This window comes from Paenibacillus sp. ACRRX, from assembly GCF_022346885.1.
Lineage (GTDB): Bacteria > Bacillota > Bacilli > Paenibacillales > Paenibacillaceae > Paenibacillus_B.
Genome location: NZ_JAKRNK010000001.1, coordinates 157,942 through 179,813 on the forward strand (window position 1 = coordinate 157,942; position 21,872 = coordinate 179,813).

General features: G+C 43.9%; 14 protein-coding genes, 2 tRNA genes and 1 pseudogene. 15 read left to right on the forward strand and 2 right to left on the reverse strand.

Annotated features, from left to right (window positions below):
• Nucleotides 1-67 precede the first annotated feature (67 nt).
• Both MH117_RS00680 and MH117_RS00685 read left to right on the forward strand, forming a co-directional pair.
• A tRNA-Ala gene (locus MH117_RS00680) sits at nucleotides 68-143 on the forward strand.
• Between the two features lie 15 nt (nucleotides 144-158).
• A tRNA-Lys gene (locus MH117_RS00685) sits at nucleotides 159-234 on the forward strand.
• A gap of 419 nt (nucleotides 235-653) precedes the next feature.
• Here the strand turns inward: MH117_RS00685 and MH117_RS00690 are convergent.
• The gene (locus MH117_RS00690; protein WP_239326406.1) at nucleotides 654-1,487 is read right to left on the reverse strand and encodes a hypothetical protein; all 834 of its coding nucleotides are present in this window, start codon (nucleotides 1,485-1,487) and stop codon (nucleotides 654-656) included.
• Between the two features lie 274 nt (nucleotides 1,488-1,761).
• On the opposite strand from MH117_RS00690, the gene MH117_RS26455 reads away from it, so the two are divergent.
• The 4 genes from MH117_RS26455 to MH117_RS00710 all read left to right on the forward strand — a co-directional run bounded on the left by MH117_RS26455 (nucleotide 1,762) and on the right by MH117_RS00710 (nucleotide 6,532).
• Complete coding sequence (locus MH117_RS26455) at nucleotides 1,762-2,355, forward strand: TetR/AcrR family transcriptional regulator (RefSeq protein WP_275444459.1); 594 nt, start codon at nucleotides 1,762-1,764, stop codon at nucleotides 2,353-2,355.
• Nucleotides 2,356-2,722: 367 nt separating this feature from the next.
• On the forward strand, nucleotides 2,723-3,439 hold the full coding sequence (locus MH117_RS00700) for an MgtC/SapB family protein (RefSeq protein WP_239326408.1): 717 nt from the start codon (nucleotides 2,723-2,725) through the stop codon (nucleotides 3,437-3,439).
• Between the two features lie 310 nt (nucleotides 3,440-3,749).
• The gene (locus MH117_RS00705) at nucleotides 3,750-4,712 is read left to right on the forward strand and encodes an ABC transporter substrate-binding protein (protein WP_239326410.1); all 963 of its coding nucleotides are present in this window, start codon (nucleotides 3,750-3,752) and stop codon (nucleotides 4,710-4,712) included.
• 128 nt (nucleotides 4,713-4,840) lie between these two features.
• On the forward strand, nucleotides 4,841-6,532 hold the full coding sequence (locus tag MH117_RS00710; protein WP_239326412.1) for a helix-turn-helix domain-containing protein: 1,692 nt from the start codon (nucleotides 4,841-4,843) through the stop codon (nucleotides 6,530-6,532).
• Nucleotides 6,533-7,109: 577 nt separating this feature from the next.
• On the opposite strand, the gene MH117_RS00715 is transcribed toward MH117_RS00710, so the two are convergent.
• Complete coding sequence (locus tag MH117_RS00715; protein ID WP_239326414.1) at nucleotides 7,110-7,757, reverse strand: transcriptional regulator; 648 nt, start codon at nucleotides 7,755-7,757, stop codon at nucleotides 7,110-7,112.
• A gap of 939 nt (nucleotides 7,758-8,696) precedes the next feature.
• Here MH117_RS00715 and MH117_RS00720 point away from each other — a divergent pair.
• From MH117_RS00720 to MH117_RS00760, 9 genes and pseudogenes are all read left to right on the forward strand, one after another.
• Complete coding sequence (locus MH117_RS00720) at nucleotides 8,697-10,565, forward strand: assimilatory sulfite reductase (NADPH) flavoprotein subunit (protein WP_239327707.1); 1,869 nt, start codon at nucleotides 8,697-8,699, stop codon at nucleotides 10,563-10,565.
• An 87-nt stretch (nucleotides 10,566-10,652) separates the two neighbouring features.
• Complete coding sequence (gene cysI / locus MH117_RS00725; RefSeq protein WP_239326416.1) at nucleotides 10,653-12,386, forward strand: assimilatory sulfite reductase (NADPH) hemoprotein subunit; 1,734 nt, start codon at nucleotides 10,653-10,655, stop codon at nucleotides 12,384-12,386.
• Nucleotides 12,387-12,534: 148 nt separating this feature from the next.
• Nucleotides 12,535-13,422 carry a YwqG family protein gene (locus MH117_RS00730; RefSeq protein WP_239326418.1) on the forward strand — a complete coding sequence of 296 codons (888 nt, stop codon included), beginning with the start codon at nucleotides 12,535-12,537 and terminating at the stop codon, nucleotides 13,420-13,422.
• 418 nt (nucleotides 13,423-13,840) lie between these two features.
• Nucleotides 13,841-14,779 (forward strand): SDR family NAD(P)-dependent oxidoreductase, encoded by a 939-nt coding sequence (locus tag MH117_RS00735; RefSeq protein WP_239326420.1) that lies wholly within the window; start codon nucleotides 13,841-13,843, stop codon nucleotides 14,777-14,779.
• A gap of 91 nt (nucleotides 14,780-14,870) precedes the next feature.
• Nucleotides 14,871-15,623: a MerR family transcriptional regulator gene (locus tag MH117_RS00740; RefSeq protein ID WP_239327708.1), complete on the forward strand. Its 753-nt coding sequence runs from the start codon at nucleotides 14,871-14,873 to the stop codon at nucleotides 15,621-15,623.
• Between the two features lie 268 nt (nucleotides 15,624-15,891).
• Nucleotides 15,892-17,883 (forward strand): AraC family transcriptional regulator, encoded by a 1,992-nt coding sequence (locus MH117_RS00745; protein WP_239326422.1) that lies wholly within the window; start codon nucleotides 15,892-15,894, stop codon nucleotides 17,881-17,883.
• Nucleotides 17,884-18,056: 173 nt separating this feature from the next.
• Nucleotides 18,057-18,518, forward strand: a pseudogene (locus MH117_RS00750) (Rossmann-fold NAD(P)-binding domain-containing protein); the annotation flags it as partial.
• 148 nt (nucleotides 18,519-18,666) lie between these two features.
• Nucleotides 18,667-19,554, forward strand: a complete 888-nt coding sequence (locus tag MH117_RS00755; RefSeq protein WP_239326424.1) for an AraC family transcriptional regulator — start codon at nucleotides 18,667-18,669, stop codon at nucleotides 19,552-19,554.
• 253 nt (nucleotides 19,555-19,807) lie between these two features.
• Complete coding sequence (locus MH117_RS00760) at nucleotides 19,808-21,775, forward strand: AraC family transcriptional regulator (protein ID WP_239326426.1); 1,968 nt, start codon at nucleotides 19,808-19,810, stop codon at nucleotides 21,773-21,775.
• Nucleotides 21,776-21,872: the final 97 nt, after the last annotated feature.

Below are 21,872 nucleotides of genomic sequence, written 5' to 3' on the forward strand. Positions count from 1 at the left end.
CATCGGAAGACCTTGGTACACGTGGATTTTTCGGATGACTTAACGTCTGACGTAACATAAATTACACGGGGCCTTAGCTCAGCTGGGAGAGCGCATCGCTGGCAGCGATGAGGTCAGGGGTTCGATCCCCCTAGGCTCCACCATTAACATTTTAATATGGGTTCTTAGCTCAGTCGGTAGAGCAGTTGACTCTTAATCATCAGGTCGAGGGTTCGAGCCCCTCAGAACCCACCAGTTACGTAATCTATAACGGCAGATATGCCGTTTTTTTGTTTTGTTTGTATCCAATTCCTCGCTGAAGAATGTTCCCTTGTTTATGTAATTTTAAGGCCTTGAGGGTCAACCGGATGTTTTCGTTATTGGACTCATCGGTTACATGCACGATTTGATATGGCTCACCCTTCTTCAAGTAACGCTTCAGCTTCGGCATAGACGTGCTCCATATATGGTAGCTAAATCCACCAACATTCGTATTGGGAAAAGAATAGCGAAAAATAAAGGCGAACTCTCATTCAGAATGAAATGAGATATTCGCCTTCAAAAGTTGTTATCATTTGTAGTTTTAACATGATAAGCGCACGTATTTTAGTGGACCTTATTCAAAGAGTAGCCATTTGCTACTGTTTCATTTTTTTGCAAATAGGGGTGCTCCGTTAATTCAGCTCTGTACGACCACGTCGGAAACTGACCTCAGCTTTACCTGTATGCAGCTGCCACATGTGCCAAAATACAAATGGAACCATGAGCACAAAGTTAGCGATACCCCAGTAATTCATGACATCTGCGTTATACCAGGAGGAAGCATCCATTAGCGTTGGGAACAGGTTAACGAAGCAGGCACGTAGAAGCAAATGTGCTGCTAACGTATACACCCGCGCAATTATGTATAGTTCTGGGCGGCGTTTAATAATTGGATAAAGCTCAGCCGCGAGCAGGATACATAACGAGCTTGCAAAGAACTTTGGACTTTCGGCATATACAAAGGCAGCATTCCAAGTGGTATACATGAAGTTCCAGCCAATTGTCGTATACACAATAAGATCGCCATGCTTTTGATTGGATATCTTCCAGTACTTAGGCGCGAAAGGAATCGTAATACATAATAAAAGACCAGTCAGCGCGTTAAACGTATTTCCCATTGTAAAGTCTTTAATCGTAGCTTCCATAATATTAAGGAAAAGAACACCGTATACAAACCATAATACCCAATCTTTTTGCAGCGCACTCCAAAACCGACCTTCTCGTTTCTCATAGTTGGCAATTCGAATGAATCCCACAAAAATGGTTGGCAGAATTACACTCAAAATCTTGGCCCAACGAAACCATCCTTCTACTCCTCCCATGAGCCATAACGGGAATGTGAGTAAAGAAGCAATCCAGAACCAATGTGCAAACTTATAATGTTTGCGCATGACACCGACAATAACAAGAAGTAATACGATATAACCGATCATACTAATGCTGTACTGCCACACAGGGATATTCATGGTGTACCCTCCTTATGTTGTTGGAAGCGTGTTTGCCTTGCACTTTACTGCGTTGCAATTAAGTATGAAGTTGTTAAAATAAAAACATAACAACTGTTCGGTTTTATTGTATTAAGAGGTAACTTGTGTTGTCTGTGTAATTTAGCACACACAAAGCCATTTAAACTGGGTACCCTTTTTATAAAGAGATTCTAGAAATGCTCTCTCGTGATCAGCTCAATGTTCAAAGAGACACTATAATATAGATGAAGTTACTAGGTTGGGGGAGGAAACAATGATCGAAAAGGGAAAATTGCGTATTCTTAATGCTACAAATCGTGTTATCTCTCAAGTAGGTATTGCGGGCACAACGATGCGGAAGATCGCTGATGAGGCGGGGCTTAGTACTGGGGCATTGTATCACCATTATAAAAGCAAAGAAGATATTCTATATGATGCCATGGATCGGAGCCTTTCTGTATCTTCTCGCATGGCAGAGGACACAAAGCAAGGAAAATATAGTCGTGCGGAAGCGATTGAGCAAATTGAGAGGGATTTGAAAAAACGATTTAACAAAAAGGATGACAATCGAATCCAGTTCTATCTTGCACAAGAAGCTATGCTTGGAAACGAAGATATATCGCTTAAGTTTAAGGAGAAATACCAAAGTTGGATTGGCCATGTAGATGATTTGCTGCAGCGCGTTTATGATATACAACCAACCCGTCATAATAAAGCACTTGCTTCGTTGTTGATAGGATCGATTGATGGTATTGTTATGCAAATGCTGCTAGGCTCGAATACGGTTGAAATTGATGATATATGCGAAGTGTACCACCAGCTTCTGGTTAAAGGAATTCCAGCGTTGCTGGAGCAATGGTCCGATTAATACTCGTTAAGTAATTAGGAGCTTAGGACGAGTTTTAAGGTGGTTTTGACTCTCTGGGTGCTCAGAGGGTTTTTATTTTTGCCAGAAAGGGGAGAGTACATAATGGATGTAGCCCAAGTTGGAGCAGTGGCACATTAATTTATAGGGGTACAATAAAGAGTCAGTTCGTCATTCCGTGTGCTTTCCGTATCTATACATCCAATTCCGTTCCAAGTGCTTCATGACGTGCCACACGGATAGGAGATGAAGTATAATTATAATAGCTTAAATGAGATGCGAGAAGCTTATCGGATAAATTTCGATCCTCTTTTACTGGAGAAGCAATTTGCGCATTCAAATATGAACATAGATCCAAGAGGTGATCGTAATGATAATTATGATGATAAAATTGACACTCGCTTTGTTGTTCGGCCTACTCATCGGACTTGATCGACAAATGAAACAGAAGCAGTTGGGGATGCGCCCCAGTATGGTCATTTGTATTGCCAGTTGCTTGCTGACGATTGTCTCTATTGAAGCATTTGGAAAGTTCGGCGGTGAGAATCATCCGAATATGGATCCGATGCGTCTCGCTGCTCAGATCGTAAGTGGTGTCGGCTTTATTGGAGCCGGGGTTATTTTAAGAAGAAGCAATGAGGTGATTTCCGGACTGACTTCCGCAGCCCTTATCTGGTCCGCTTCAGCACTAGGGATCGCTATCGGGGCCGGATTCTATAAGGAAGCAGCCTGTGGTATTTTGCTTCTGATTGCAGCCGTCAATCTGATTCCCAGCCTCATGAAACTTCTTGGATGGGAAAAGTTGAATCGATACGATGTGTCGCTAAAGGTTGTCGTAGAATCGAATTCTCGCATGACCGAGCTCATTAGACATATACAACGGATTCCTGCACCTGTATCAGAGGGCAGAAAGTCAAGCGATAAAGCCGAATTTAAAATCAGGCATTTTAAGATCAAGGATCTCGACAGCGCACGGCAGCGGATGGATCTGGTGCTGTCCGTTCCCAATCATTATTATTTGTCAGAGATCTACTATTACATCAAGGAATTTGATTATGTTCTTAGCGTAGAAGCGGAGCAGCTGTAAAGTTGTTATAAATGAATCAAGAGCATCATTCTCCTGATGGCAAAAATAATCGTCTAGCTCTCTTGAAAAAGGGCTAGACGATTATTTGTCTTCCGCAGTATAACAAGGAAGCAAGTGCTGCCAATATTGTGTCAGCGTCATATAAGCATAACGTTTAACAATTCAGAGAATCTTGCGGCGCTTTGAAAGTCATCGTTTCAAAGTATAAAAAAATCGCCTGTATTTCCATTGAGACAATGGCCCGATACACATATAATTATTGATAATGATTATTATTATCTTTTATAATATAATGTAAAGGGGTAAGAAATTGATTAAGATACGAACTATTTCAGCACGAATATGCCTGGTAGGACTTGTTGCACTCTTACTAACTTCCTGTACGAGCAAGCAATCCGACGACGTTACCAATCTGCCTACACGTCCCTTTAAGCATGCTTCTGGCGTGACGAATGTTCCTGCGCAGCCTTTGCGAGTTGCCTCCGATCAGTATATGGGCCAACTGCTTAAGCTTGGCATAAAGCCGATCGGCGTGCGCGAGAATATGCTGACGGAAGCCTGGATGCCGCTCTCGAATTTGAAGGAGGGCACGCTCGACGGTATTGAGAATTTAGGAGGATTTCCTCTAAATTTGGAGAAGCTTACTTTGGTGGAGCCTGATCTGATCATTAGTTCTCTCCCAGACAATCAGGAGGCATACAGTAAGATTGCGCCTACGGTTCATATTCCTTATTGGTCAGAAAGCTATGCATCTCCTATGGACAAGCTGCTTAAAATTGCCGAGTTGTTTGACAAAACTGACGAAGCAAATGAGTGGATCAAACAATTTGAGAGCCAGCTAATAAATGCACAGCAGCAAATTGCTAAATCCGGTAACCTAAAGGAAGGTCAGACGGTATCCGTCATGGCTGTGTTTGATAAAAATGTGTATGTATTTGGTCCCAAAGGAGCATACGGTGGCACGATCGTCTATGATTACCTGAAGCTGAAACCGACTAACAAGGCTGAAGAGCTGCGTAACAAAGATATGGCCAGTACGGAGCTGTCGCTTGAAAAGGTTCCTGATTACATGGGTGATCACGCTTTCATAACGGTAGTGAACAAGGATAAAGCGAAGGAATTACTGGATAGTGATTTTTGGAAAAGCATCCCTGCTGTTAAGAACAATCAAGTCTATTTTTACGATTCGACTATTTTTGTAATGGACGATCCTTACTCCATGGAAGCACAATTAAAGATTATACTTGACCTTCTGACAACGTCTGTCAGATAAATAATGAGCATATCTTACTCCAGACAAATCTCGACCCGTTCTCTACGACTTTGTGGATAACGGGTTTAATCTTTATCTTTAAATCATTGTTTTACAACATAGAATGGAGCCAGAAAGGATGGAAGCCTATGATTGAATTGCGGACTCAGACAGAGCGTATACCTCGTTCCATTTCTTTTACGCTTCTACATATCGATCGATACGATTCAAGTGTTACGAAGACTTCATTCCGTTATGTGATTAATCAACCCACGCTCATTGTAATGATTAGGGGAAGCCTTTGCATAGAAGAAGATCATAAGAAAGTCGAGCTTCATCCAGGAGAAATACTTGCACTTGACCCATCGTCCACCATTCAAATAAGCAATCCAAGGGAACGACCCTTTTCCTGTTATATCATTTCCTATGCGATTCAGCGTACGGGCGATTCAGGTGATGCAGCCGATCCGTCGTATGTGAATACGGATACACGTACTGGCCGTCTTAATTGCAGTCGCTCTGTGTTCCTACCTCACCACTATTTGTGGAAAGTATCCTGGCAGCGTCTCTCAAGAGGATTGGACCAGCTCTTTAAAGATAGATGGAGCTCCGATCCGCTGCAGCAATTGGCGAATCATATGCACTTTCAGGAATGGATGATGTTCATTCTTGTAGAACGCAACTTACAGCATGATACGAAGAAAGACAGCAAGAAAGCCGTTGAGCAGGCGATCGATTATATGCATGCGGCGTATCATGAAGACATTACAGTTGATAAGCTAGCTATGGAGGCTAGAATTAGCCGAAGGCAATTTACCGAATTGTTTCGTATGCTAACGAATCGGAGTGTGACGGATTACTTGACCGATCTGAGAATTCAAGAGGCCAAGAAGCTGCTGCTCGCTGGCGGCCCCTTATCTTACATTGCACGGACTGTTGGTTATCGGGATGAGTATTATTTTAATCGTCGATTTAAGCAAATTGTAGGGCAATCGCCTCGTCAATATGCACAAAACAAACAGCGCTCGCTGAGATGCCTCACGCTTACAACCAGTCCTCAGCGCATTGTTGCTGATCAATATATGGGACAGCTGCTTAAGCTTGGTGTGAAGCCTGTAGGGGCCAGAACGGGAATGCTTAGGCAAGAGTTTATGTCTTCCGAACAGAAAAGGAATTGCAGCTTGCAAGGAACCGTCGATCTGGGAAACGAATTTCCCATCTGTCTGTCCCTAGTAACCAGACTAAAGCCGGATTTGATTGTGACGCAAAATGAGCAGCAATATGAGATGCTCGAACAAATTGCGCCCACGCTTTTAATCCCTTATCAGAGCGCTAGTCCATTGGAGAAGCTTCGATTAATAGGCGGTACACTCAACAAGTCCGATCTGGCAGAACAGTGGATCGAAGACTACGAGTGTCGAATGGAACAGGCAAGGTCAAGGATCGTAAGCAAGCTCGGGCATGGATACTCAGTCACGAATTTGCTGCTGTTGAATGGGAAGCTATTTGTGCTGGGGCGGCATGCGGGATACGGGAGTTTCAGCCTTTATCAAGCCCTGCAACTGCAAGCACCCTCCTTGCAGCGCAAGGAGCTTGGCGAAGTCTCATTGAGTATTGAAATTGCTTATTCGATGCTGCCTAAATATGCCGGTGACCATATTTTTATATCCATTTATGGCGATTCTTCTACGTTAATAGACAGTGAAGTATGGAGGAGCTTACCTGCAGTTCGAAAGGATTGCGTATATTTTTGTAATCCGTATCGATTTTCCTTTGAAGATCCTTACTCTCTTGATGAGCAGCTTCAAGTTATCGTAGATAGCTTGCTCAAGGCACAATAACGTATAGAGGTTTTAAAATTATGTCCAACGTTAGGAGACACGCATCTAGTGGTAATCATAAACCCGATGATGAAAGAGTAATCGATGGTAGCAATGGGGCTGCTGGTGTCCCATTCCCTAGGTTACACCCATACATCTGTGATGAACCACGCCCTTATAGGCGTGATTTTGTTGATTTTTAAAGCAGTTCTAGGGCGAGCCAGTGGCTCTTACGCACGTGAAGATAGTTTATCTTGTTACATATACTGTCATACTGTCTCTATACCGTGTAGATTGCTTAACAGAATTCAGTCACCACACTAGCATGCTATTATTCATACACTTGTCAGAAATATGCGGACTGATGTTCCGCTATTTCTCGTTTTTTGCTGATTTCCGTAGGTACGCGGACATGAGATGCGTTATCCTCCATCTAATCAGTTAATACTGGTGTTAATAAGTAAATAGCGGAACCAACGTCCGCTAAATTTACCATAACTAGCTGAACACTATAAATAACGGCTTCTCTGTCCGCCAGTATTGTCTATGTCACAGCCAGCCTTAAGTTTGCGTATGAAGCAATACGCACGATATAAAGTTATAATCTCAGCTGATAGCTTCGAGCTCGTTGTTGTCCGCTTGCAATGTCCAGTATTTGCAATTGAACAAGCCTATGCAGTATCCGCCTAGTATGACGATCACTCACCCTGAGATGATTAGCAAGTTCTGTTGGTGTTATGGGCCGTAACAGTCGGCGTGCAAATCGAACTGTTTCGGCTTCGATCCAGGATAAGGAGGACTGTACGTCAGAGGCAATAAACCTACCTATAAATGAGAGCACAAGTTGTTGACACTGCTTGGGCTCATCGACAATAGAAGGATAGGCAATCGGCAGGAATGTCCACCCATCTAGCGCTAACAAGCAATGCCGCCGACATAAATCTTTAAATCGCCTCACATCCAGATCTCGGGCATGCGGCCCATATCCCTGAATCTCAATCCCTCCTTTAGCGCCAGCAGGCATGTAGGCAAGATCCAGATAACGATAGCCATTGTTGAAGTCACGAACCTCCCACTCTGGAAACAGATGATTCATATTGCCCACTACTGGAAACCATATCAGTCGAAGAAACTCCACAGTGCCATGGCCAAGTCCTTTCCTAAGTAGCTCTTTTCTTCTAACGTTGTCCTCCTTATTCAGGTTCTCCTGCAACCACGCCTTGTAGTGCTGCTCAAATCTTGACAATGTGTTCATCCACCCTTCCATTACTAATTAATTCAAAGTACTACGAAACAAAAAAGTCGCTTCAACACAATTGCCTCTGACAAAACAAAAAAAGTGGCTTCAACGCAGTTGTCTCTGGCAAAACAACAAAAGCCGCTTCCGTACAATGGCTCCATCCTGACAACACAACGGTATCAGGATAGCTATTGTACGGAAGCGGCGTGTTCTTCACGACCTTGATATTGTCATTATATCGTGTGTGCTGCAGATCAACAATATAATCCACCTAATAAGGAAAGGCCACATGGCCCCGAAAAGGAATTGTCAAAGGGCGCGTGCTCCGATTGGTAAATATGTATCATTTGTAGGATATGAGGTTGCAAAAGAATGCGTCGAGGACATCAATTTCCTCACAATCAAAGGGCTGATGGGGAAAAGAGAAAAGAAAGATGCAAACGGTCATAGATAGATACTTATAGACACTATTTATTAGAACAAATTCTAGAAACTCATCGGCAGGTAGAGATAGGACATATAAAAAGCATAAAAAGGGAGCACTGGTTATTTAGGTGAGTGAGTCCTGCTAACTAGAATCTAGTTAAGCAAGCATACAGACAGCGATGAGATCAGGGTTTAATTAACTTGGACTCATCATTTAAAAACGTTGCTGTAAAAGGATAACCGTGTCCTGTAACGTTTGTTTAAAGGTTTCTTGCTGAAATGGACTCGCGGTCCGACGTATGAACTTTTGACTAAGTATTAGAGAATAAAGGGTTGTTGATCCATATATCATGTGTTTAAAAAACAGCTTTATAATCAAAAGTTATGAATGCTTCAAAAAGTCTTATAGACCAATATCGATGAATATCATTGAACCTTTGATGAGACTGCGATAGTATAAGTGAAGATAAAACAAAGTAATGTGGTCGGATTTAAAGAGATTGATGTGGGGTGGATATGGTGCATCTTCAAGTGACAAATAGTCCGTTTACAAACGAGCAAGCAGAGTTAATCAATAAGCTGCTTCCTACCTTAACGGAGGCCCAGTTACATTGGCTTGGGGGATATTTAGCTTTTTATCGTACGGATCAAGTTAGCAATACGACAGCGTTACTGACGACAAGTGAGGTACAGGAGCTTCCTGCAGCAGCAGTTGTTACTCAAGGTCCGCGCGAAGCAACGATTTTGTTTGGCTCTCAGACTGGTAATTCGCAGCGGCTGGCAGGGAGGTTGGCGAATACGCTGAAAGGCGAAGGATTCGAGGTTACGCTTTCAGCTATGAATCAGTACAAAACAAACAACCTAAAGAAAGCAGGTTACCTGTTTGTAATCGTCAGCACACATGGCGAGGGTGATCCACCGGATAATGCATTAACTTTTTATGAATTTTTGCATAGCAAGCGTGCCCCAAAGCTGGATGGAATGAAGTTCTCCGTCCTTGCACTCGGCGACACCTCGTATGAGTTCTTCTGCAAGACAGGACAGGACTTTGACAGCAAGCTTGCGGAGCTTGGTGCAGCACGGATCGTGGACCGTGTAGATTGTGACGTGGATTTTGAGGATGCAGCTTCAGGCTGGCTAGCAGCCATAAATGATGCAGTAACTGTTGCCACAGTATCATCATCAGCCGCTGCGACCCCAGTGTCTTCGGCTGCCATATCTGGTGATATGTCTGCACCAACATCTACTGCAGGTGATTCTGCATATTCACGGACGAATCCGTTTAAAGCGGAAGTACTGGATAATTTGAACTTAAACGGCAGGGGCTCAGACCGCGAAACACGTCATTTGGAACTGTCGCTTGAAGGATCAGGTATGACGTATGCGCCTGGTGATGCGGTTGGCGTATACGCGCAGAATGACCCGACTTTGGTAAATGAAGTGATTTCGGCTATGAAATGGAGTCCGGAGGAGACGGTCATTACCGGTAAAAATGGCGAGGCTTCTACACTATACGATGCTCTTCTTCATCATTACGAAATTACAGTATTAACGAAGCCGCTGCTAGAAAAAGCAGCTGCCTATTCCAGCAGTGGGAAATTGGCTGAACTGGTGAAACCGGAACATAAAGAGGAACTGAAAGCCTATATAAACGGTCGCGATCTGCTTGATCTGCTGCGTGATTATGCACCGTGGACGCTAGCTCCCAGAGACGTTGGGACTTTGCTTCGTAAGCTGCCGCCGCGGTTATATTCTATAGCGAGCAGCCTGGATGCCCATCCAGAGGAAGTACATCTGACGATCCGGAAAGTGGAGTACGAAGCACATGGGCGCAATCGTAAAGGGGTTTGCTCAGGTCACATTGCCGAACACCTTAAACCGGGCGCACAACTTCCAATTTTTATCCAGCATAATCCAAACTTCAAGCTGCCGATTCATTTGGATATGCCGATCATTATGGTGGGGCCTGGCACAGGCGTGGCGCCGTTCCGGTCTTTTTTGGAGGAGCGTGAGGAACTGGGGGCAGTGGGGAAAACCTGGCTTTTCTATGGCGATAGGCACTTCGTGACAGACTTCCTGTATCAGACTGAATGGCAGCGCATGTTGAAGGAAGGCATATTAACGAAGCTTGATGTTGCGTTCTCTCGAGATACGGAAGAGAAAGTATACGTACAGCAGCGGATGCTGGAAAATGGCAAAGAGATGTACGAGTGGCTGCAAGACGGCGCTCACGTGTATGTCTGCGGAGATGAGAAGCACATGGCGCATGACGTACAGGCTGCTTTGCTTGCAATTATTGAACAGCATGGCGGCAAATCCCCAGAAGCGGCAGCACAGTATCTGTCAGAGCTTCAAGAACAGGGGCGTTATCAGCGTGACGTATACTAAGGAATAACACACTTGCAAATGTGATAAGCAATCCTTTTATAGATATGTACAGATGAACCGATCATGGGGGTAAAGGAGCTAACGGCAATGGCAAACAAATATAAGGTAGAGCCAATCGGCGGGCCACCAAGTGACGTAGAGGAATTGAAAAAGGAGAGCAACTATTTACGAGGATCGTTGACTGAATCGCTCTCAAATCGTATAACTGGCGGCTTGCCGGAGCTGGACAACCGACTGCTTAAATTCCACGGCAGCTATATGCAGGATGACCGTGATTACCGCAATGAGCGGCAAAAACAAAAGCTGGAGCCGTACTTTCAGTTTATGCTCCGTGTAGTTACCCCCGGAGGAGTATCCACTCCAGCACAATGGCTCGTTATGGATGAGCTTGCTGATAAATATGGCACTGGCAGCATTCGTTTAACAACACGGCAGGCATTCCAGCTCCACGGGGTATTAAAATGGAATTTGAAAAAAACGATCCAAGAAATCAACGAAGCACTGCTTACAACGCTGGCGGCTTGTGGTGATGTTAGCCGCAACGTCATGTGTAATCCAAACCCTTACCAGTCTGACATTCACAGCGAGATCTACTATTGGGCGCAGCAGCTGACTTCACATTTGGCTCCTAAAACACCTGCGTACCATGAAATCTGGCTGGATGATGAAAAGATTGTGGACAGTCTGGAGAATGCGGACGCAGCTGTTGAGGTGGAGCCGATTTACGGTCCTGTATACTTGCCACGAAAGTTTAAGATCGGGATTGCCGTGCCTCCTTCCAATGACGTTGACATTTATTCGCAGGACCTTGGGCTTATCGCTATTGTAGAGGACGGCAAGCTGATTGGCTTTAACGTCAGTGTTGGCGGCGGCATGGGCATGACACATGGCGATACGGCTACGTATCCGCAGCTTGCTCGTGTCATAGGCTTCGTCACGGCAGATCGGATTTTGGATCTGGCAGAAAAGGTCGTTACGATCCAACGTGATTATGGTAATCGCTCCGTACGGAAAAACGCACGTTTCAAATATACGATCGACCGGCACGGTCTGGAGTGGTTTGTGAGTGAACTACACGATCGATTGGGCTGGGAGCTTGCGCCTGCGCGCACGTTTAAGTTTGATCATACGGGTGACCGTTACGGCTGGATTAAAGGCAAGGACAATCGATGGAATTTAACATTGTACATTCAAAGCGGACGTATCGTAGATGTTGAAGGCTACAAGCTTAGAACGGTGTTGCGTGAAATTGCCAAGATACACACCGGCGATTTCCGTCTGACGGCTAATCAGAACTTGGTCATTGCGAACGTAACCAGTCAAAAGAAGTCAGCAATCGCTGCTTTGTTGAAGGAATACGGCATTACGGAAGGCGCTCAATATTCTGCGCTGCGCCGAAGCTCATTGTCCTGCGTAGCACTGCCGACTTGCGGTCTGGCAATGGCAGAAGCAGAACGTTATTTGCCGTCGCTAATCGATAAGCTGGAACCGATCCTTGAGAAGGCAGGTCTGCGTGACGAAGAGATTAATATTCGTATGACAGGCTGCCCGAATGGCTGCGCGCGCCCTGCTTTAGGAGAGATTGCATTTATCGGCAAATCACCTGGGAAATATAACATGTACATGGGTGCGGGTTTCTCTGGCGATCGCATGAGCAAGTTATACCGCGAAAACATTGGTGAAGATGAAATTGTCGACACGTTAAAGCCGATCATTAATCATTATGCGGCTGAGCGCAGCCAAGGCGAGCATTTTGGCGACTTTGTCATCCGTACCGGCTATGTAAAGCCTGTAACGGATGGTACAAACTTCCACGATTAATCAATTGGGTTTTATCGAAATGGCGGTGCAGGATCTGTTCCTGTGTCGCCATTTTGGTATGCGGGAGAGAAAGGCTGGGTATAACGCACTATGGAGGCATCCGCGATCAACGTATAAAATTAATCTATAAACATGGAGGAGGATGATCATGAATTTAAGTGAACAACATCGTAATCGATTGGAGCAGTTGCTCCTCGACCATCAGTGTATGCATGTTTTGCCATATCTACTTGAGAAGACAAGGAACGTTATTCGAGGCGTAAAAGCCGAGAAGGCAAATTACCATATTCCTTGTACCTCCAGAGTCGGCGGAGATCCAGACCTTCCTCCCCATCTCGATTGGCCTTTGACGACAGACGGCGTACCGATGACTTTTTTACTTCAACTGAATCTGAAGGATATGGCAATCCATGATGAATCCAGACTTCTGCCTGCAGGCGGCATGCTTTACTTTTTTGTAGGCATAGACGAGCCAGCTTATCATATTCAACATCGTGTACTCTATTTGCAGGATGAGCAGCTTGCGACCGCTAAGCACCGCTTGTCTCCTGAAGAGACTGCACTAGAAGAACGATTTTGCGGATACCAGCTTGACGCAAGAGGGTCGCTCGAACCACCCAATTATGCTTACGTCGACGATGACCTGATCGAAAATGAAACGTTTGGTTATGAAGATTACGAAGATTTGTGTGATGAGATAAGCGAGAGCCAGACGGGTGATGTGGTCAAATTATTTGGCTACCCAGAGGGTCAGCACGGTGACGCTGAAATTGAAGCGGCTTTGATGATGTTGACAGGAGCCAATTACAACTACAAGGCTAAGGAAGCGCTCCAGAAAATAACCAATCATTTTGCAGGTGATGAGGAGAAGGCTAAGCTAGAGATTCAAGATACTCTGATGCTGCTTGAGCTTGATTCCGATGATGACATAGGATTCTGCTGGTGGGACGCCGGCGTGCTGCATTTCTTTATTCGTAAGGAAGATTTGCTGGCAGGACGGTTTGACCGGACGTATTGTTCGCTCTATTCAAGCTAACCAGCGCTAGAGCAGCTTACATAAATACCTTTACATTAAACACGCTGCATGGAGCGTGTTTTTTTGTAACTGAAGAAGCGTTATTTCGCTCAACTTGTTGTAATTTCAGCTTTTTTGTCTTTGAACTGAAACGATGTATTGGTCTAGTAATATCAAAATAAATATACAAATCGCTTGTTCAATTATTGAATGGGGGTGTATAAATGAGAGACAATCTTTATATAAGTAAAAACATGGGAAGATGATGGCAATATAAATAAGTATAATCAAATATTGGCTAGATCTTCCCTCACCTAATGAACGAATCCTTACATCTGCACAATTAAACTTCATGGTCAGCGGGCCGTTGCAGTCATCCTAATAGCTTGGATACGAACGATAGATCTAACGAATCATCTTTTTGGAGGTTGTAATCGACATGAAGGATAAAATCGTTATCATAACAGGAGCGAATTCAGGGATTGGTAAAGCAGCAGCTTTGAAATTTGCGATAGAAGGCTACCATGTGGTCATGGCTTGTCGGAACTTGGGGATCAGCAGAAACGTGCAGAACGAAATTATTGAGTCTTCACAAAATACAAACGTAGATCTGCTGAAGCTTGATGTTTCTTCCTTTGATTCAATTCGTTCCTTCTGCTCGTCTGTTAAAGATAATTATCCCCGTGTGGACATCTTAATCCATAACGCCGCACACTTAAACCATGGTGAGAAAGAGTATAAGCTCAGCCCTGAGCATATCGAATTGTCATTCGCAACAAATGCTTTTGGCCCCACTTTTATGAATCATTTGTTGGCAGATCATTTGGAGAAATCGGAAAACCCGCGTATCCTTAGCGCCTGCACAACAAATATCAAAAATTTCTTTGATCCAAACCGAAAGATTGACTTTGATAATTTGCGTGGCGAACACCAGTGCACACGACATCATAGCGCATATAAGATGTACGGAGATTCTAAAATGGCCTTATTGATATTAACCTTTTGCATGGCCAGGCATTTCAAGAACCGGGGAATTCATATAAACGCGCTTCAAATAAACCGCGTTAAACTTTCCAAAGAAACGATCAACAAGATGAGTCCTATGTGGAGGGGGCTTGCATGGGCACAAAATTTGACGAATCCTTTGCCAGCAGGCATGGCAGATAACTATTATCATATTTGCACCTCGGATGAATTTTGTAGTGTTACAGGCCAGTTAATCAATCATAAACGAGAGATCATGCAGCCTTCCATCAGTGAAACAGGTATCGCACAAATGAAAAACATATTCGGTTCCAGAAGCTACCCCCAATATGCGGTCGACAGCAGCCATGCTGAGCGGTTATGGACTTTGAGCACAGCGTTGATAAGTTCCTGACGGAGCAAATACAAGTCATTTATTTTCTAACCCAGTATTGACTCTTACCTTAGAGGAGCCCCTAAGCTTAAAGAAGAAGGGGGTGATTACCATACACTATACCGTAAAAGAAGTGTCGTTATTTTCAAACGTAACTGTAAAAACACTTCACCACTATCATAAAATTGGTCTCCTTGTGCCTTGTGAAATTAGTGAGGCTGGATATCGGTTATATGGAACAACAGAGTTGGAGCGTTTGCAGCAAATTTTGCTTTACAGAGAACTAGACTTTACTTTGGATCAGATTAAGCAGCTGCTTGAAGAAGAGCCAGATCGCGCAGCCATCCTTACAAGACAAGAAAAGCAGCTTTGTCTTCGTAAACAACGGCTGGATACAATCATTAACACATTAAGAACTTCCATAACGAGCTTGGAGAAAGGAGAACAGATGACCGATAAAGATCTGTTTAAAGGATTTGAAAGCGAGGACTCGTGGAAGGAAGCCATGACGGAGCAGCATAACTATTTAAAAGAAACGTATGATTATGAGCTGCTCGATTCGGTTCAAATCGATACTCAGCAGATGAATGATATAGCTGCGGAGGCAACGACATTTATGTCGAGTTTGGCAGGTGCATTGCGAGCAGGAAAGAAGCACAATGATCTGGAAATCTCAAGCTTACTGCACAAGCATCTTGAATTTCTGAACACTCATGTGCATCCAGTATCAGCAGCAGAATTTGTAGCACAAACCCGATATTTTCTGAGTGATGATTTCCATCTTCGTATGCTTGAAGATCAACAGATCGGATTGGCCTATTATCTGGCGGCAGCTGCGGAATCATTTGCGATCCATGCTTCATAATAATAACATAGGTGCTGTCAGATGAAACAGAAAGACATCGGTGATCTCCGATGTCTTTCTGTTTTTGTGAGCTCACTTTAAATAAACGGAGTCTGGCTATACCTCCAAATACTTCCTGCAATTTCACAGCAGTTCACAGAGTTCACAAATGTAATGCTTAACTTTAATTGCCTATGAGAATGATTATCAACTATAATGAAACTATGTTTTAAATGACGTAACTAGAGTAGGTCTAGGTGATGATTTTGATCGGGGTGAGCATAAAGTTATGAAATTAAATGATCACATCTTGCTTTGGAATCATGTATTTATAAAAGTAATGGATGTCCGACATGTGACTTTGCATAAAGACAAGGGATTACGAAACTACCGACTGCCGACCAGTGCATTCTTATATACGATACGTGGAAATGCCCAGATCTGGCTGGACCAGAGCGTGCACAAGGTAGAACGATTCCATGTCCTGCATGGTGGAAAAGGGATGTGCTTAAACATCGTCACAGAGGATGAACTTGAATATTATCTCATTCTGTATAAGACGATTCTTGCTTTGCCCAGCAGCAGAGATATTCAACAACTGCTGGAAAGAGAAAATCCTTTTCAATGCCAGTATGCTTTTGCACCGCATCAGCCATTATCCTTATATGACAAAGTAGAGCTGTTGGAGCAAGCATGGCGTCACTCAACGGAACTTGGGAATATCCATGTTAAAGCTTTGCTTTATCAGTTTGTGTATGAACTATTAGCACAGCTTCATCGTCAAGGTACTCAGCCCCTTAAGCCGGATTTAATGGCGCAAGCAGTTGCTTACATGCACGAGCACTACAGGCAGCCTCTTACATTAGAGTCCATTGCGGAACAATTGGGATGTAGTGCAGGGCATATGTCCAGAACGTTTAAAAAACATATGCACACAAGCCCGATCCATTATCTTGGTCAAGTCCGCGCGGAAAGAACGATGCAACTGCTGATGCAGACAGACGCGACTTTGCAGGAAATTGCGGAGAGGGTAGGTTATCCAGATGCACATTCGTTAAGCCGCAGCTTCAAAAAGTACATAGGTTTATCTCCCGTCCGTTTTAAAAAAGAGCGATTGCAGCAGTCTTGGCATCAAGATTTGCCCACTACGATGTTAACATATGCCGTTCAGCAGAAGCCGTCTCGACTTTATAATGATATTGATTATCAATATCGATACAAGGCGAGAGGGGACATACACATGCAAGGCAGAATCAAAGTAACGGCAATGACGGTGGTGCTCTGCTTATCGTTGCTGCTGGCAGCTTGTTCAACACAAGCTAATACAACTGGAGGCACGCAAACGGAAGCGAATCAAACGACTGCCCCTACAACTGGCGAGAAGTCGAATGGAGATGCACAAGCAGGTGTGCAGGCCAAAACAAGAACAGTATCGACGCTAAAAGGGGATGTGGAAATACCAGCAGAACCAAAGCGGGTAGTTTCTGATCAGTATATGGGTCATTTATTAAAGCTGGGAATTATTCCAGTCGGTGTGAGAAGCTTTATGCTTAGTGAGGCATGGATAGAGAAAGCAGGCATTTCCAAAGATCTCATAGCGGGAATTGAGGATCTTGGCGCTTTCCCTATGAATTTAGAAAAATTAACATATTTGGAGCCTGACTTAATTATAGGTTCGATGGAAAAAAATATTGAGGATTATCAGAAGATTGGAAAAACGGTGTTTCTTCCTTATTGGGAAGGTCTTTCTACAGCTGGGCCGCTGGAGAAATTCCGCAGAATCAGTGAAATTTTCGGGAAAGAGCAGCAAGCGGAGCAATGGATAACGGGATACAAGCAAAATGTAGAAGATGCCAAGAAGAAAATTGCCGGGATCATTAAGGAAGGCGAAACGGTCTCTATCGTACAAGTGGCCAACAAAACTTTGTACGTGTTAGCGGCGGAAGGTGGCAATTATGGCAGCTCAACCATTTATGAGATGCTGGGACTCCCTCCTACAAAGAAAGCCTTGGATATGAAGGAAGGCTTTGAGACTATCTCATTAGAAGTGCTGCCTGAATATGCGGGCGATCATATATTTGTATATGGTTCCCATGATAAGGGGGCGAATGATGTGTTAAATAGCAGTATATGGAAGGGTCTTGCGGCCGTAAAGAAGGGCAACGTCTATATGTATGGTTCATTTGACGACAAAGGCGATGAATTTGTAATGGAAGATCCTTATTCGCTTGAACTTCAACTAGATTCGATTGTTAATTTATTACTAGCCAATAAAAAATAGCTGCTCGTAATAGGGCATCTTGCACGAAGAGCGTTACGACAGAAAGGTTTTGTATCCATTTTAACAATTTACCACATATTTAAAAACACGCCCCCGTTGGAGGCGTGTTTTTTGTTGAAAGCAAAGTATCAAAAGAATAGGTTCGTAAGAGGAGTATCTATGTGCCGCATTGATACGCCATAACAGCGAATCAGGCCTCCTATCTGGGCTCTACACTTGAAGCAATTGCCGCAGGCAAAGCTGCCTTTTTTATTGGGAATATGCAAGTTCCTCGGGAATTCGTATATTTGTCAGATGCAGCCCAAATGATTGTAGAGCTTGCAAAAAGAGATCATGCCTACAACCAGAACTGGCATATTCCAGGGGCAGGCACGATCTCAGGCAGGGAAATTGTCAGAATTGCTCAACAAGCAAGTGGGCGCGCTAAACCTGTAATTACACTCAAGAAGCTGGGGCTCTCTGTATTAGGCTTGGTGGTTCCCGTGATGAGGGAAATTATCGAGATGTTGTACTTGACTGAAGAGCCGCTTGTATTGAGCGGAGAAAAATACAAACGGCAGATTGGACCTGTTCCAGCCACAACATTTGACATCGGGATAGCTTTAACGATACAAGAACTGAAGAAGAGGGCGTAGATTTCGGGCACAAGACAGAGGAGTTACCAGCAAAAGGTGTGGGGATGATAATTTAGATAATTTAAGCATACCCTACATATTTGTGCACATAATGTCGGACCGCGCAATAAATAACCTGCTATTCTTATTTATGAAAGGAGGTCGCAACTTGAATTTGTTAGAACGAATGAACGGAGCGCTGCACTATATCGAAGCTAATTTGACGAGTACGATTGAAATGAAAGAAGTAGCCAAGAAAGCCCATTGCTCGGAATATCATTTTACACGAATGTTTTCCTATCTGGCTGGGATTACACTCTCCGAGTACATTCGACGGAGGCGGCTGACGCTGGCAGCATTAGAATTACACAACAGTAAGATCAGAATCATAGATATAGCTGTCAAATACGGATATACTTCAGCGGACTCCTTTGCGCGGGCGTTTTACGGCATACACGGTATTGCCCCCTCGGAAGCTAGGCAAAGTGGCCAATCGCTAAAGGCTTATCCGCGAATGACGTTCCAATTATCGATTAGAGGAGGAAATGAAATGGATTATCGCATTGAAGAGAAAGAGGCTTTTCGTATTATAGGCATAATGAAAAGAGTACCGTTAATTTACGAAGGTGTGAATCCAGAAATTGCGGCCATGTGGGGCAGCTTAAATGAGCAGCAAATTGATCAGTTGAAGAGGCTGTCTAATTTAATACCGGCAGGGCTAATCAGTGCATCCGTAAACTTCGATGAGGGGCGGTTGGAGCACGGTGAACTGGATCATTATATAGGCGTGGCGACTACGGAGGCGTGTCCTGCATACTATACAGCACTAGAGGTCCCAGCGAGTACGTGGGCTGTCTTTACAGCAGTTGGCCCTTTCCCTCAGAGGCTGCAAGAGATTTGGGGGCGAATCTATTCTGAATGGTTCCCTTCATCCCATTATGAACTAGCAGTCGGCCCGGAGATACTATGGAACGAGCATAAGGACGTTTCTTCACCTACTTTTAAAAGTGAGATTTGGATTCCAGTTGTAAAAAATAATGATAACCAGTATTCATAAGTGAGTCCAACTGATCAAGCTATACCAGAAGGAAGTTAGGCAGCATGGCATACGAACTGGTGCGGCAGAGTATGCTGCCTTTGAGCTCAAAGAACATAGCAGGTCACTGCTATAGGGTATTCTATATTCATTGACACTGAGAACAATTATCATTTATAATGACACCATTCTGTGCAGGAGCAGAATATTTGGGTGCAGATCATTGTCAAGAAACATTTGAGTAATCTAGACAAGCGGCGGGGGTGAAAGGCAATTGCAGCAGGATGAACATATTGAGATCTGGCATCATTCGTTGGTTCATGTATTGGATATTAGACATCAGGTGATGCAGTCAAATGAGCAATTGTTCACCTATCAACTGCCGACAAGCGGATTTTTGTACACAGTACGCGGCGAAGCATTATTGCTCGTGGACAGTACCGTATATTCCGTACGCGGGTTTCATCTCATTCACGCAGGTAAAGGGGCTCAACTGAACATACAAGTAAGCGGTAGTGAGTTGGAATATTACCTTGTTTTATATAAAGCAGTGATGCCCTTGTCAGGGACCTCAGCTAATTCCCGTAAGGCAGGCGTTTATGATCTGTATCAAATGCAATACCACTTTGTTCCTCATCAACCCCTTTCCTTGTACTCCACCATCACACGTATGTCGATGCATTGGCAGCAGCAGAGCAAGATGGAGCAATTTCATGTCAAGGCGTTATTTTATCAGTGGGTATATGATCTTGTTGGACAACTGCATGCACAAGACATTGCTGCGTATCTGCCTGCACCTGATCTGATCTCGATGTGCATTCAATATATGCAGGAGAATTATAGTAAGAGTATTACATTAGAGTCGTTGGCTGAGGTTATGAATTGCAGTCATGGTCATCTTTCGAATCGGTTTAAGCAAACGTTTAATTGCGGTCCGATTGACTGGCTTATTCGTTTGCGAATGGAACGAGCGAAGGAACTATTAAGGGGAACCGATGCTGCTTTAAAGGAGATCGCACAGGATGTAGGCTATGCTGACGTTTATTATTTCAGCAGAGTGTTTAAGAAGCATACGGGATATTCTCCCGGAAAATGGAAGATGAAGCAAGTAGAAAGTGAAAATAATCTATTAAATAGAGGAAGAAATGAAATTGTTGCTCAGAAGCCTAACTGTTATATTGATAGTGATAATTATTATCAATATAAACGTGGAGGGTTTGTTCCAGTGCAGAAAGTGACAAGATCTAGCTTGGCTGTCAGTCTACTGCTGACATTTACGTTGCTTCTTAGTGCATGCGGAGGCACAGCAATTACAACTACGGGGAATACAACATCGCCCACAAGCGGTGCAGCACAGCCACTTCACACATCAAGTCCAAATAGTGGAGGAACTTCTTCAAATCCAGATCATGCTGCCACAGAAGGGAAAGTACGGATCGTAAGCACCATTATGGGAAATGTGGAGGTACCAGTTAATCCGACTAGGGTGGTGACGGATTATTATTTGGGCGACTTATTGGCACTTGGCATTACTCCTATAGGGACATATGAGTTATACAAAAAGAGCCCCTACTTGCAAGAAGGAACAGCCGATATTGTTGATATCGGGGAATCGCTGGAGGCCGTGATTGATCTTAATCCGGACCTCATTATTACGGGTGATAGAGAGAAATACGAGGCCTTCTCCAAAATTGCGCCTACGGTGCTTATTCCAAATAATTTGGGTATGTATGAGGAGTTAAGCGAGTTTGGTCGTGTTTTGAATAAGAAGTCTGAGGTAGAGGCGTGGTTAGCTACCTATGAGCAGCGTGTAGCATCAGCTAGACAAAGCATTCAGGACATCGTCGGCAAAGACGAAACCGTTACCGTGATTGACAGTGGGGACAAGGGTGGCGTTAACTTGTTCGGAAATGGGTACACGGGACGGTCATTTTACGAGGGACTAGGACTCATCATGCCAGACACAGTGCAACAAGCGATGCACAAGAAAGATCAGCAATGGCAGCGAATTTCGCTAGAAGTTTTGGCGAAGTATGCAGGAGATCGCGTCTTTGTAGCTGTCGGTAAAACAGAGGACAAGATTGATTATAAGAAAGCACCGGTTTGGAGCAAGCTAGCAGCCGTACAAAACGATCACTTATATGAAATTGATGGCTGGCGCTTCTGGTTCTCTGACCCTATATCTATTCTGGGACAGGTCGAGGAAGTTGCAAAAATGATAATTGAACGTGCCAAGAAGTAGTAACGATAAGCAAGGGATACCACATTAAGTAGTGAATGTTAATCTGGTTCGGGATATCAAAGGGTATTTTCATCAGGCTGTCCATACCAGCGCTAGC

Coding starts and splice junctions, on each gene's coding strand:
- MH117_RS00690 (WP_239326406.1), bottom strand. CDS start 1,487: ATGAATATCCCTGTGTGGCAGTACAGCATTAGTATGATCGGTTATATC.
- MH117_RS26455 (WP_275444459.1), top strand. CDS start 1,762: ATGATCGAAAAGGGAAAATTGCGTATTCTTAATGCTACAAATCGTGTT.
- MH117_RS00700 (WP_239326408.1), top strand. CDS start 2,723: ATGATAATTATGATGATAAAATTGACACTCGCTTTGTTGTTCGGCCTA.
- MH117_RS00710 (WP_239326412.1), top strand. CDS start 4,841: ATGATTGAATTGCGGACTCAGACAGAGCGTATACCTCGTTCCATTTCT.
- cysI (WP_239326416.1), top strand. CDS start 10,653: ATGGCAAACAAATATAAGGTAGAGCCAATCGGCGGGCCACCAAGTGAC.
- MH117_RS00730 (WP_239326418.1), top strand. CDS start 12,535: ATGAATTTAAGTGAACAACATCGTAATCGATTGGAGCAGTTGCTCCTC.
- MH117_RS00735 (WP_239326420.1), top strand. CDS start 13,841: ATGAAGGATAAAATCGTTATCATAACAGGAGCGAATTCAGGGATTGGT.
- MH117_RS00745 (WP_239326422.1), top strand. CDS start 15,892: ATGAAATTAAATGATCACATCTTGCTTTGGAATCATGTATTTATAAAA.